The sequence below is a fragment of the uncultured Nostoc sp. genome (genome assembly GCF_964245575.1).
In the GTDB taxonomy this organism is placed as follows: domain Bacteria; phylum Cyanobacteriota; class Cyanobacteriia; order Cyanobacteriales; family Nostocaceae; genus Nostoc.
In genome coordinates this window covers 23,008-35,665 of record NZ_CAXTNP010000041.1, presented here as the reverse complement: position 1 = coordinate 35,665, position 12,658 = coordinate 23,008, and the positions used below count along the sequence as shown (strand labels likewise).

11 protein-coding genes are annotated in these 12,658 nt (G+C 42.4%); 4 read left to right on the top strand and 7 right to left on the bottom strand.

Translation table 11 applies throughout. The features are described from left to right. Positions 1-187: hypothetical protein (locus tag ACFFAP_RS09500; RefSeq protein WP_375510980.1), on the top strand; the 187-nt coding region annotated here is incomplete at its 5' end. Here ACFFAP_RS09500 and ACFFAP_RS09495 read toward each other — a convergent pair. The 3 genes from ACFFAP_RS09495 to ACFFAP_RS09485 form a co-directional block, all read right to left on the bottom strand. Further along, positions 177-1,475: a P-loop NTPase fold protein gene (locus tag ACFFAP_RS09495; RefSeq protein ID WP_375510979.1), complete on the bottom strand. Its 1,299-nt coding sequence runs from the start codon at positions 1,473-1,475 to the stop codon at positions 177-179. The genes ACFFAP_RS09500 and ACFFAP_RS09495 overlap by 11 nt on opposite strands. Positions 1,476-1,932: 457 nt before the next feature. Then, on the bottom strand, positions 1,933-3,288 hold the full coding sequence (locus ACFFAP_RS09490; protein WP_375510978.1) for a (Fe-S)-binding protein: 1,356 nt from the start codon (positions 3,286-3,288) through the stop codon (positions 1,933-1,935). A gap of 56 nt (positions 3,289-3,344) precedes the next feature. Further along, the gene (locus tag ACFFAP_RS09485) at positions 3,345-4,784 is read right to left on the bottom strand and encodes an FAD-binding oxidoreductase (protein ID WP_375510977.1); all 1,440 of its coding nucleotides are present in this window, start codon (positions 4,782-4,784) and stop codon (positions 3,345-3,347) included. Positions 4,785-5,006: 222 nt separating this feature from the next. On the opposite strand from ACFFAP_RS09485, the gene msrB reads away from it, so the two are divergent. Beyond that, on the top strand, positions 5,007-5,501 hold the full coding sequence (gene msrB, locus ACFFAP_RS09480) for a peptide-methionine (R)-S-oxide reductase MsrB (RefSeq protein WP_375510976.1): 495 nt from the start codon (positions 5,007-5,009) through the stop codon (positions 5,499-5,501). A gap of 471 nt (positions 5,502-5,972) precedes the next feature. Here the strand turns inward: msrB and mreD are convergent, their stop codons facing one another. From mreD to ACFFAP_RS09465, 3 genes are all read right to left on the bottom strand, one after another. Then, on the bottom strand, positions 5,973-6,590 hold the full coding sequence (gene mreD / locus ACFFAP_RS09475; protein WP_375510975.1) for a rod shape-determining protein MreD: 618 nt from the start codon (positions 6,588-6,590) through the stop codon (positions 5,973-5,975). Positions 6,591-6,615: 25 nt separating this feature from the next. Then, positions 6,616-7,410: a rod shape-determining protein MreC gene (mreC, locus tag ACFFAP_RS09470; protein WP_375510974.1), complete on the bottom strand. Its 795-nt coding sequence runs from the start codon at positions 7,408-7,410 to the stop codon at positions 6,616-6,618. Between the two features lie 100 nt (positions 7,411-7,510). Continuing rightward, complete coding sequence (locus ACFFAP_RS09465) at positions 7,511-8,518, bottom strand: rod shape-determining protein (RefSeq protein WP_375510981.1); 1,008 nt, start codon at positions 8,516-8,518, stop codon at positions 7,511-7,513. Between the two features lie 361 nt (positions 8,519-8,879). Between ACFFAP_RS09465 and ACFFAP_RS09460 the strand changes: the two genes are divergently transcribed. Next, on the top strand, positions 8,880-9,239 hold the full coding sequence (locus ACFFAP_RS09460; RefSeq protein ID WP_375510973.1) for a single-stranded DNA-binding protein: 360 nt from the start codon (positions 8,880-8,882) through the stop codon (positions 9,237-9,239). A 232-nt stretch (positions 9,240-9,471) separates the two neighbouring features. Here the strand turns inward: ACFFAP_RS09460 and ACFFAP_RS09455 are convergent, their stop codons facing one another. Continuing rightward, positions 9,472-10,212, bottom strand: coding sequence for an SIMPL domain-containing protein (locus ACFFAP_RS09455; protein WP_375510972.1), 741 nt, complete (start codon positions 10,210-10,212; stop codon positions 9,472-9,474). 553 nt (positions 10,213-10,765) lie between these two features. Between ACFFAP_RS09455 and ACFFAP_RS09450 the strand changes: the two genes are divergently transcribed. Next, a complete protein-coding gene (locus ACFFAP_RS09450; protein WP_375510971.1) occupies positions 10,766-12,244 on the top strand; it encodes a cation:proton antiporter in 1,479 nt (492 codons plus the stop codon). Positions 12,245-12,658 lie beyond the last annotated feature (414 nt).

Sequence of the window (12,658 nt, the reverse complement as noted above, 5' to 3'; positions counted from 1 at the left end):
CAATACGCTTGGCTTTGTGAAAAATTGCTTTGTTGGGTTAAGCAAAGCGCAACCCAACAAAGCCCCGGAAATGTTGGGTTTCGTTCCTCAACCCAACCTACACACTTTAAGGCTTTTGGCGCTAACCCAAGCGTATTGCCCTATGGAGAATCTTATCTTTTTTCATATACGCCGATTCATAACCTAAATTCCTTAGCTTCAGCCAAAATCGGATTGATATCAAACCAAGAACCATCTTCATTCCGGTATTCAAATACAAACATACTGCGGAGCAAAAGTTCGTATCTTTCATGACCTCTTAAGCTTTTCTCTTGCGCCACTTCACGCAGTAATTCCCATTCATCGGGCGTAATTGCCAAAGTTAGCTCATTGCGGCGTTGTTTAATCACTCTATTTACGCACTCTTGCGACAAAGGTGGGTCTTCTTGCTGAAGACAGCGAAATAACAACATTAACAAGTTACGCAAATGACCGCCGCTAATTAAGCACAGCCTTTCTAAACTATCAGGACTATCAAAAACTTCACTAATCAAATGCTGGCTTTGTTCCCAACTGACACCAGGAAAAGCCCTCGCCATCACCATTTGTTGCAGCAGCGTAATTCCTTGTGAAAATTGCGAACCATCTTGTAACTGCACAGGAACCATCGGCAAAACCTTGGGGTCTGCGCCGAAGCGATTTGTTAACCTTCCTAAAGCGTTGGAAAAAATCAACACTAACGGAATGGTATAAACAACATGACAATTTAGCTGGTTTAACTGTTCACCCCGTTCAACAAAGAGATATTCTGGCTGGTAATGACCGGAAGGTTTTTGAGAATTATCCACTCGGTCGAGATTATCTATAATTACCACCAGTCCTTTTTTACCTTGCTGCTTGAGTTTTTCTCTAGCAGGCTTGAGCAATTCTTTGTTGATTGATTCTAAAATGCCATTGGTGCGCGGTTCTAAATATTGCCGTAACTGCCCGCGAAGTTTTGGACTATCTTTAGTTTTGGCAGTAATTTTGGCAATACCTACAGATAACTCTCCCCCAAGTTCTATGGGCGTTTGCAAAAATTCACCAAGTTCAGTAAACAGGGTTTGAAAGTATCCTGGCTTGAGATTAATTTTTATTGCTTCCAGACTTTGACTCACTTCACGAGCAACTGCCAGTAAAATATCTGTAACATCAATATCAGCCATATCCAGGCTTTGGCTAGACTCGAAATAAACCACATGAAATCCCTGCTGTTCTAACTCTGCTTTGAGTCGCAGTAATTCAGTAGACTTGCCACAGCCTATATGTCCGGTAAATAATTGACAAGTAGGTTGCTCAGGTGCAAGGCGAGTGATAGTTCGCCCAAGTTCTTCAATAATCTTTGCACCACGCACTTTAGAGAAATCAATATAATATTGTCTATCCTCCGGTTTGCTCACAACCAGAGTTTTACTGGGGTTGCAAGCTTGAAAAAACCTGACTAAATCTAGTTTCATCACAAATCACCCAAAATTAGGCTGATACTCTTGCCCATTTCAGTGATTATACAGACGAGAAAGCGGTTATTTCGGAAAAGCTTCTTCAAAATGACTGATTAAGGACCAATACAGTTCAGTTAACCCTAAAAACTTTAAACTGTGTAGGTTGGGGAGCCACTGCGTTGGACGGGTTCCCCGGCTTGTACCCCTACGGGGAAGCAAGCTACGCGCAGCGTCTCCGACAGGAGAAGCAAGTGGCGTTTGAGGAACGAAACCCAGCATTTCCGGGGCTTTGTTGGGTTGCGCTTTGCTTAACCCAACCTACAATTTTTCACAAAGCCAAGCGTATTGGATTAAGGACTTTCAATAAAAACATATCCAAATAGTAGAGGCGCACAGCTGTGCGCCCCTACCTGTGTTTTCTGTCCTTATCAAAAAACGACAGAAGTAAATCCATAATGCAGCCAACAAATGTCTACAATTTTAACTTTTCACCGCGAATCGAATAATCTAACAACTCCATCGGGTGAATAACTGAAATCTTCTTACCTTGCAACTGCAAATGCTTCGTAATTTGCAAAGTACACCCCGGATTAGCAGAAGCAATTAACTCAGCACCAGTATTCAACAAATTCTGCACTTTTTGCCGACCCAATTCTTCAGAAACTTCTGGTTGCAGCATATTATAAACCCCAGCACTGCCACAACATAAAGCCGCATCTATTGGTTCTCTCAACTTCACCCCTGGAATTTGCCGCAACACCTGACGCGGTTGCACGCTAATCTTTTGTCCATGCAATAAATGACAAGCATCTTGATAAACTAAATTCAAGGGTTTATCAGTCAGTGGTGATAGTTTTGCTGTTAACCCAACAGTTGCCAAAAACTCTTGAGCATCTTTAACTTTAGCTGCAAAATCCTTTGCCTTTTCCCGATATTCTGGGTCACTTTCTAAAATGTGACCGTATTCTTTCAAAGTATGACCGCAACCAGCAGCATTGATAATTACAAAATCGACATCAGTCTTAGCAAAACTATCAATCATCTGCCTTGCTAAAGCTTTCGCCTGTTCTGTTTGTCCTTGGTGTTCGGGAAGCGCTGCACAACAACCTTGAGATTTCGGAATCACAACTTCACAACCATTCGCCGTTAAAACCCGCACGGTTGCTTCATTCACAGGAGAGAAAAACAGCCGTTGCACGCAACCCAAAATCATCCCGACTCGGTAGCGCTTCTCACCTTGGGCGCGAATAATGGTAGGCAAATTATCTTGAAAAGATTTGAGAGTAATTTCTGGCAGAATAGATTCCATTGCTGCCAAACGGGGCGATATTTTATTGAGTAAACCCGTAGCCCGAAAGAATTTAGCAAATCCCAACTTTTGATAAACCAACAACGGAACTAGTAAAATCCGTAAAAGGTTAGGATAAGGAAACAAAGAAAATATCAGTTGACGAAAAAATTGATCTGGCAAACTGCGAGGATAATTTCGTTCAACTTGATGACGAGTTGCAGAAATTAACTTTTCATACTGTACACCAGAAGGACAAGTACTCACACAAGCAAGACAGCCCAAACAAGAATCAAAATGTTCTACAGTTGCCGTATTTAGAGCAATCTCACCCTCATTAATTGCATCCATTAAATAGATACGTCCTCTAGGAGAATCCATCTCCTTACCAAGCACCCGATAACTCGGACAAGTCGAGAGACAAAATCCACAATGTACACAACTATCGATCAACTTCGGATCAGGTGGATGATTCTCATCAAACCCTTTCAAATTCTTTAAACTAGCTGTATTATTAACAGAATTTTCTGAAACTTGCATATTTCTCTCTTTCCCCTCTCTATCTCAGCGTCCTCAGTGTCTCTGCGGTTTGTTTCTTAAATTCCACCCACGAACCGACCAGGACTTAAAATATTCTTACTATCAAACTGTTCCTTAATACGACGCATTAACGGTAAAGCATTCCCCGTATAACCCCAAACATCTATTTGTTCTTTAACCGCCACTGGTGCTTCCAGAATTGTTAAAAAACCTCTATTAGCTTGAGTGCGATCGCCTCCACCGGAGCATAGCTCATCGCGCACTTTCAAAACTTGATTTTTATCCTCTAATTGTAACAAACCTAAACCACTACTTATATGAATTAAACCCAACTCCACCTGAGTCAAAATCTCCACGGCAGCAGTAGGTAACACTCCTATTTTGCAGGTAATTACTGATTCTGTAGCAGTAGTATGTATTCGTTTTTGCAATCTCTGCCATAGATTAGCTTCATCACCATCTACAAAAATTGCCCCGTTTAAACCTAACTTTTGCCCAACTTCTAAAACTCGGTTTGACTGTTCCTTAACACTCTCACTAATACTTTGAAAGCGGGCAATTAATCCCAGTCCTTCACCCAAACCTAAACTAGACACCAATTTAGTTGATAGCAAATCAGCCTGAACAGGTGTTAATGCCGAACCTCGAAGGATATCAGCCGCTTGCGATACAGCCTCTGCACTACCCGTTAGTACCACCGTCCCCGATGCCTCTGGTAGCGGATACACGCGGAAAGTTAGTTGACTAATAAAGCCTAATGTGCCATAAGACCCAGTAAGCAATTTCATCAAGTCATATCCGGCAACATTTTTAACTACTCTTCCCCCAGCTTTAGCAACTTGTCCATCAGCACGCACGAAGGTAATACCTAGTAGCTGGTCGCGCACACTACCATAACGTTGCCGCAGAGAACCTGTATCACCTGTAGCAACAATACCGCCAATGGTTGCTGACTCTGGTGCTGTGGGGTCAATGGCGAGAAATTGCCGCGACTTTGCCAAAAGTGCTTGCAAATCAGAGAACTTCATCCCAGGTTCTACTGTGACAGTCAAATCACCAACAGCGTGTTCAATGAGTTGGTTAATGCGTTCTGTACTAACTACAATATCAACGCCCTTAGCTAAACCCCCCCAGCTAAGTTTACTGCAACTACCACAGGGGAGAACACGCCAGTTGTTAGTGTAAGCTGTAGCAATGATTGCAGCTAATTGTTGTTGAGTGCGGGGATAGACGATACAACTGGGAGAATTTCCAGAAGCGTAGACGCCTTGCGGTGAGCCAGCGCGGTCTTGGGGGTTTCCCCCATGAGCGACTGCGAACCCGTTGGCGCAGCCTCTCGTAGAGAAGGGCTTCTCGTTAGAGATTGCCTGTTGAATACGTTTTTGCTGACTTATTTCGATATTTTCCCAAAGACAAACAGCATTTTCTTCGCCGACGATAGATGCAAAATCAGAAGCGCACACGCCTTGCGGCTTGTCGTTAGACATCGCTTTCATTTAGTTTATTTTTTTACGCCCTACATTTAATTTACTGGGTAACCTGACCAAAAAAGCGCATTGCCATTAATGTACGGTGGGTTTATTTTGTTATTTCTTAGCTAATTTTAATCAGTTTATCAGGTGTAATTCAGGGCGATCGCTGATTATAGTCATTAATGTAGGGAATTCCGTACTAGAGTTGATTGCCCAGTTAACCTAAAAATAGAAAATAATAGATATATGGACAAACGGTATTTTTTACAGGCTAGTGCAGTAATAGTCGGCACAGCCTTGTTATCAAGGTATATCAATTGGGGGTCAGAACCGATGACAACTTCTAATAGTGGATTTGAAATTACCAAACCTGAAGAAGAGTGGCGCACGATTTTAACGCCAGAACAGTTTAATGTATTGCGTAAACACGGGACTGAACGCCCTCACACCAGCCCATTGGATAAGGAATACGACAATGGTACTTATTATTGTGCTGCGTGTGAAGAACCACTGTTTACATCTGATACTAAATTTAACAGTGGTACTGGCTGGCCTAGCTTCTTTAAGCCGATTGAAGGTGCGATCGCTACTACTGTAGATCGGTCGTTGTTTATGGCCAGAACTGAAGTGCATTGTAGTCACTGTGGTGGACATCTGGGTCATGTTTTTGATGACGGCCCTGCACCCACAGGCAAGCGCTATTGCATGAATGGGGTTTCCTTGAAGTTTACTCCTGCTTAATTTAGTTGCGACGCCGAATAGCCCGTCGTAGACATCGGACGCACTAACCTAAATTATGAAATTTTGAGGCTTGACCAAGGGTGAATAAATCTTTGACAATAACTTATCCTACTCAATGCTACTGGACGAAGTTTTGTCAATTTCAAGAAATACAACTCTTGGTCTTCGCTAAAGCTAATTACCTAAATATTTCTATTTGTTTGGGTCGTTTTTCTCCTTTTTGTCTTTGGGATCTTTTTTAGGTTTTTTAACCTCTTTATTACTTTTTCTTTCCTTCGACATTAGCGTTCTCCAATTAGATTACTTAGTGAAAGCTTCCACATTCTGCCGTCAGTAAATCAGGAGATGACTTACCTGATATTTTTTCAAGGCAAAAAAGAAAGTATCAAACATAAATGCCACTAACTACCATGATACGGTGTTGTTTGATTATCGGGGTTAATCCAAAATTTAAAATCCAAAATCCTTTGACTATTGTTCCAACAATTTTATCCGTTGCCACCAAAGATTTAGCGGATAATACACTACAGGGGCCCACAGACTACTAAGAATGGCAGAGGCTAGGGCGACACGCTGGTAATATGTCCAAATATCTGTTACCTTGCGCTCATTCCCCATTAAAGTTAATTGCAACCCAAAAATAGTTTCTGCCAAAACTGCCATAACAAAGACAATTACAGCAATCGAAATAAAATCTTCTTCAATAAAACGCTGCTTCTGGAGCAGAGCAGTTAAAATTCCCACTATACCTAAACTGAGGGCATGAGTAGGGTTAGGTGATGACATTGAATCTTGAAGTAGCCCCAGAACTATACCTGCTAATGCTCCGGCAAACACTGTGCGGTTCACACTCCAAGCTACCACCCAAATTAACAGCCAGTTAGGGGCAATTCCCAATAATTCCATACCCGGCAAGCGGGTTGGCAATAACAGTAAACATAACAGTACTGAACTAGCCGTCACTATCCAACTCAACAACTGACGTACACCGGGATGCCAACAAGAAAGTGGCTGGATTCGGAATTTCGATTTTCGGTCTGACGATTTTGGCTTTTTCTGCCTGCTACCACCAAATGCAGGAATCTTCATTTTTCTATGAATTTTTTTGAAGAATTTACTTAGACTTTTGTGGCACTTGATTTACTGACTCTTGGTTTTGCGACTTTGGATAAACAGCTACCCAATCGAGAGAACGGATTGGCGGAAAAAGCTCAATTTTCGCTACTGATGCGGGAAGTTTCTTTAAATCCAGCGACTTGATTCGTCCTACTGCCAAACCAGATGGGAATTTCTGACTATAAGTAGATGTGGAAACTAAATCTCCTACCTTGACATTTGGGACTTTTTCATAAAACTCCAGCACCGCTTCTGCTGAAGAATCCCCACGCAAAACGCCTTTAGCTGCTGTGCGGCTAACTGATACACCCACTTGACTTTTGAGATCGCTGATTAACAACACGCGGCTAGTATTGGGAGTTACACTCTCCACTAAACCCACCAATCCGCCTTCTGCCTTGACTATAAAGCCTTCCTGAATCCCTGCATTCGCACCGCGATTCAGGGTAACTTGTTGCCACCACTGGTCAGCACTACGTCCTACTACCCGCGCTGGAATTGGCCGTGATGCCAACGGCTCTTTTTCCACATAGCCTAATAAATCTTGTAGCTTTGTCTTTTGACTTTCCAAATCTACTATACGGGTTTGCAATTCCAATATCCGAGCATCCCTGAGACGTTCTTCTGGAGTTGGCCCTGACTGCAACATCTCTAATGGACGGGTAATTGCCTGGTATGTCTCAAGCACCAATGCACCTTGAGTTTGTCGCAATATCCAAGCACTACCAACTACTAGAGCTAACAACCCTATTTGCAACCCTTTATGATCCCACCAACGCCGTATTGTAACCATATATCCCTTAATATACTTAAATAATTAAGTTCTACTTGGATTCAATTTATATAAAATCCAAATAGAACTCCAATAGAACTCAAGTCTGATATTTTTTTTGCTACATATTGCGAGAGCTTTCAATGACAACTCGTTCTAACTGTTTAAAGTTTTCTAACACACGACCTGTTCCCAGCACAACACAGCAGAGAGGATCGGCGGCAATGTGAGTCACAATCCCCGTTTCATGGCTAATTAAGGTATCTATGCCTTTGAGCAAAGCACCACCACCGGCTAACATAATACCTCTGTCAATAATGTCTGCTGCCAGTTCTGGAGGTGTACGTTCCAGTGTCCGCTTCACAGCTTCTATAATTACTGATAGCGGTTCCAACATACTTTCACGGATTTCTGGGGCTTTGATTGTTACAGTACGCGGAAGACCAGAAAGCAGGTGTAAGCCCCGGATTTCCATCATGGCGTCATTATCATCATTAGTAGGATAGGCAGAACCCATCCGAATCTTGATGTCCTCGGCAGTACGTTCACCAATGACTAAGTTATGAACTTTCTTAATATACTGGATGATCGATTCAGTCAGTTCATCCCCAGCAATACGTACTGATTCGCTGATCACTGTACCCTGAAGACTCAGCACTGCAACTTCTGTCGTACCACCACCAATATCGATGATCATGTTGCCAGTGGGTTCAGCAACCGGTAGTCCTGCACCAATGGCAGCAGCTACAGGTTCATCGATTAAATAAACTTTTCTTGCTCCTGCTTGGTGAGCTGCATCCATGACAGCTCGCCTTTCTACTCCTGTGACACCACTGGGAATACCAATGACAATCCGGGGTAAAATTAAAGATTTACCTTCATTTACACGCTGAATAAAGCTTTTCAGCATCAGCTCGGCTATATCGAAATCAGCGATTACACCATCGCGCAAGGGACGGAGGGCAATCACATTTCCAGGTGTGCGGCCGAGCATTTTTTTGGCTTCTTCTCCTACTGCCAGTGCTACCTTTTCGTTGACATCGATAGCAACTACAGAAGGCTCTTGCAGTACAATACCTTTACCAGATACATAAACGAGGGTGTTAGCAGTACCGAGGTCGATACCCATATCCCATGATGTGCGAAAGTTCCTAAAAATACCCACGCGTCTTTAAGCCCCCTATCTGCGATACTTCTTGACTACAACGGTAGAGTTGATTCGATTATGTTTATATCCTGAGTTGAGTAAACTAGACTATATTTTTATATGATTCTCAGGAATATTTACTATGTCTTACTTCTGTGTTTTTTGATATTTTATGGTCAGCTTAGTATATCCCTATACTTTTATGTGTTTCTCCTAGTAGAATGTATAATTTTTCAAGTCAATTATATTGTTAACTGTTTAACGCATTATTTTCAAGTGTTTCACAATTCGCTATGATGAAAGTCTAAATTACAAAGTACGCATGTACTAAAAGGTAATCCACATGAGTATCAATGTTGTCACCCTCATTGGTCGTGTAGGCGGCGACCCAGAGATTAAGTATTTCGAGTCTGGTAGCGTTAAGTGTAGATTGACACTAGCTGTTAATCGCCGTACAAAAGAAGGCGAACATACTGACTGGTTTAATTTGGAACTATGGGGAAAAACGGCTGAGGTGGCAGGTAATTATGTACGTAAAGGCAAGCAAATTGCAGTTAAAGGTTCCTTGAAGTTTGACACATGGAGCGATCGCCAAACAGGAGCAAACCGATCCTCACCAGTTATCCAAGTAGATCAACTGGATTTATTAGGCTCTAAGCGCGATTCAGAAGGGGGCGGAGATTTTTCGCCAGAGAATTTCTAATTGGACATTGGGCAAAACAGTGCTGAGTTAGGAGTTAGGAGTAGAGACGCGATTAATCGCGTCTGTACAGGAGTTAGGAGTTATTCTTCTCTCTGCTCTACTCCGCACTCAGCAATGGCTCAACCATAGCTATCCGCTAACGGAAAAGAGGAACTCAGCACTCTTGAGGGACATTGGGCATTGATTATTATTCCTTTGCGCTCACAAATGACTAATGACAAATGACAAATAACTAATAACTAATTTGCAGTGTCACCGATGCTTCTACTTGCTGCTCACCACCAACGACAGGAGTGGAAGCATCAGCTACTTTGGCAGCTTCAGCCCTTAAAAACATTGGTGGTGGAGGCGCACTGGCGTTATTAACTTGAATGCTCACCACTTCTTTGGATTTGAAACCCAAGGCACTGAAAACAGCATCAGCTTGCTGCTGGGCATCTTGGGTGGCTTTTTTTAATGCTTGTTTTTGAGCAGATGCGATCGCTTCATCATTAGCAACAAAACTAATACCATTAATTTGTGTTGCACCTGCTTTCACGGCATCATCCAATAATGTACCAGCTTTCTCGGTAGGAATGCGAAAACTCACAGTGTTATTGGCAGCATATCCTGTAATCTTCTGCACATTATTGGTGTAGCTGTAAACTGGATTAAGCTGAATACCAGTAGTTTGTAATTTTTCGACATTTTGGCTCTTGAGGAACGCAACTACAGCCGATGATCTCCGGGCGGCTTCTTGCTGTACCTCCTGGGCTGTTTTGCCCTGAATCTCTACTCCTAAACTAACTTGCGCCAGGGTTGTAGGAATTGTTTCTACTCCGCGACCACTGACACTAAGGGTTCGCCACAATTTATCTTTTTCTTGTGACAACGCAGGCAGTGTAAAAATTACACATAAAAGCATTGCTAAAGGCAGTATTTTCCACAAGTTTCCATAGGGAAACTGAGAACCGGGTAAAGCGGCTCTAGTCATAAGATTTGCACTCCTCAAAGTATCCACAGATGTTTTTAAGAACCGTATGTAGCAATCTTATAGTGGCTGTTAAGAGTCAACAGCCACCACAAGTTTTTCACAACTCAAGTGCGGCTAGATACGATTTGTATGTTCTTACTTTGACACTGCCATAGTCAAAAGCTGAAATGGTTACATTTTTGGAAACTAAAAAAATTACACAGTATTTTCTCAAGCTCGTTTTGAGGGTTTGTACTAAGCACTAAAGTGCTTAGAGAATAAGGACTGAAGTCCTGACTAGGGACTTCCAAATAAACGAACCACAGAGACACAGAGGAATAAGGAGGAGAGAGTTTTTTCGCCAGTTTTTTGAGTATTTTTTTATTTGGAAGTCCCCTACGAACTTGCTTACCGATAAATTAAAATCTGTAGTCCCGGTTTGAGAAGTTTTCTAGCAGCGCTTGATTAAGTTGACAAATGACACAAATTAAGTTTTAAAAGCTGCAAATAGCATTTCCATAGGATGTTTTTCAGAAACGCGTCAAAATCAAAGAGAAGGATTTTCAGAGAACCCATGCATTTGTTAGATCCAATCAACTTCTCTTTTCCTCTGCTGGCTACCGCAACACCAGCCGCAGACAGTTCAATGGTAGTAGCAGCAGTGTTACTAAGCTTAGTAGTCGTTTATCTCGCCAGCAAAGTTGGTGGAGAGTTATCAAACCAAGTGGGTTTACCGCCTGTCTTAGGCGAACTTGTAGGTGGTGTGGTAGTTGGTATTTCTGTTTTCCACCTTTTAGTGTTTCCAGAAGGTGGCACAGACAGTTCTAACTCTTTGATCATGTCCTTCCTTCAAATCACTGCTGGTTTAACGCCTGAAGCCACTCCAGCCGTGTTTGCAGCGCAGTCTGAGGTCATTTCGGTTTTGGCAGAATTGGGTGTGATCATCCTGCTGTTTGAAATCGGCTTGGAATCAAACTTAAAAGATTTAATGGCAGTTGGTATCCAAGCCACCGTCGTTGCAGTAGTGGGAGTAGCAGTACCCTTTGCTGCTGGCACTGTGGGGCTGATGACTTTATTTGGAATTAGTGCTATACCCGCAATTTTTGCCGGGGCGGCTTTGACTGCCACTAGTATTGGCATGACTTCCAAAGTGCTGTCAGAATTGGGGCGACTCAATTCTAAAGAAGGGCAGATTATTTTGGGTGCTGCTGTAATTGACGATGTACTGGGAATCATCGTTTTAGCGGTAGTTGCCAGCCTAGCGAAAGATGGCGTGGTGGATGTAAGCAAAGTCATTTATTTGATTATCAGCGCCACTGGTTTTATCGTGGGAGCAATCCTACTAGGCAATGTTTTCAATAAGTCCTTTGTAGCGATCGCTGATAAACTCAAAACACGCGGTGGACTGGTGATACCAGCATTCATCTTCGCTTTTGCTATGGCATACCTTGCCGCCGTCATCCACTTAGAAGCAATTTTAGGAGCTTTTGCGGCGGGTTTAGTTTTAGAAGAGACAGATAAGCGTAAAGAACTGCAAAGGCAAGTCTGTCCCATTGCCGATATGTTAGTGCCAATTTTCTTTGTGACTGTTGGCGCAAAAACCGATTTGGGAGTTTTAAACCCAGCAATTCCCGATAATCGGGAAGGTCTAATTATGGCAACTTTCCTGATCACAGTAGCCATTCTCGGTAAAGTAATCACAGGCTTAAGCGTGTTTGGTCAACCGGAAATCAACCGTTTAGCGATCGGTGTAGGGATGATTCCGAGAGGAGAAGTCGGATTAGTATTTGCTGGTGTTGGTGCAGCCAGTGGCGCTCTCTCGAAACCATTAGGGGCGGCAATCATCATGATGGTTATCTTGACAACCTTTTTAGCTCCTCCTTTGTTACGATTTGTATTTCCAGATCCAAAAACTGTGGATTCAGGCTCAGACCAATTGATTTTAGATGGTTCCTCTGGAACCTCGTTGGTAATTGAACCGCCTCAATTGAAGGTACCAGCATCAAATGACAGTGACAATTTGGAAGTAACTCCTGAATCTAGCGATCGCTAATCTTTGGGAATGGGGAATAGGGAATGGGGAATGGGAAGAAACTTGTTCAATAACTCTCCCTCATCCCCCTCATCCCCAATTATGCAGTGGAAACTTCTCTTCTTAAATTTCTGTCCCGTCTGATTGTAGAATAATCGTCTGTTTATAATTTCTACCAGCATTCGGAATGTTATTTATTTCCAGTCTCCCTTGGCTTGTGAGCCTTTATTTGAAAATTTTCCAGGTAATTGGGGAGTAACACCCATAAATTTTGCTAGATCATCTGACAGTAATGGGAATTATCTATTTAGTGCATTGATGGCGAAAAACAAAAAACAGTTATCAGTGAACGGTTATCAGTTATTAGTTTTCTAGCTTCCTTGGGAGTCAGAGTTCCTACCTGTAAAGGTGGAAAATTTCACATGGGGATTTAGA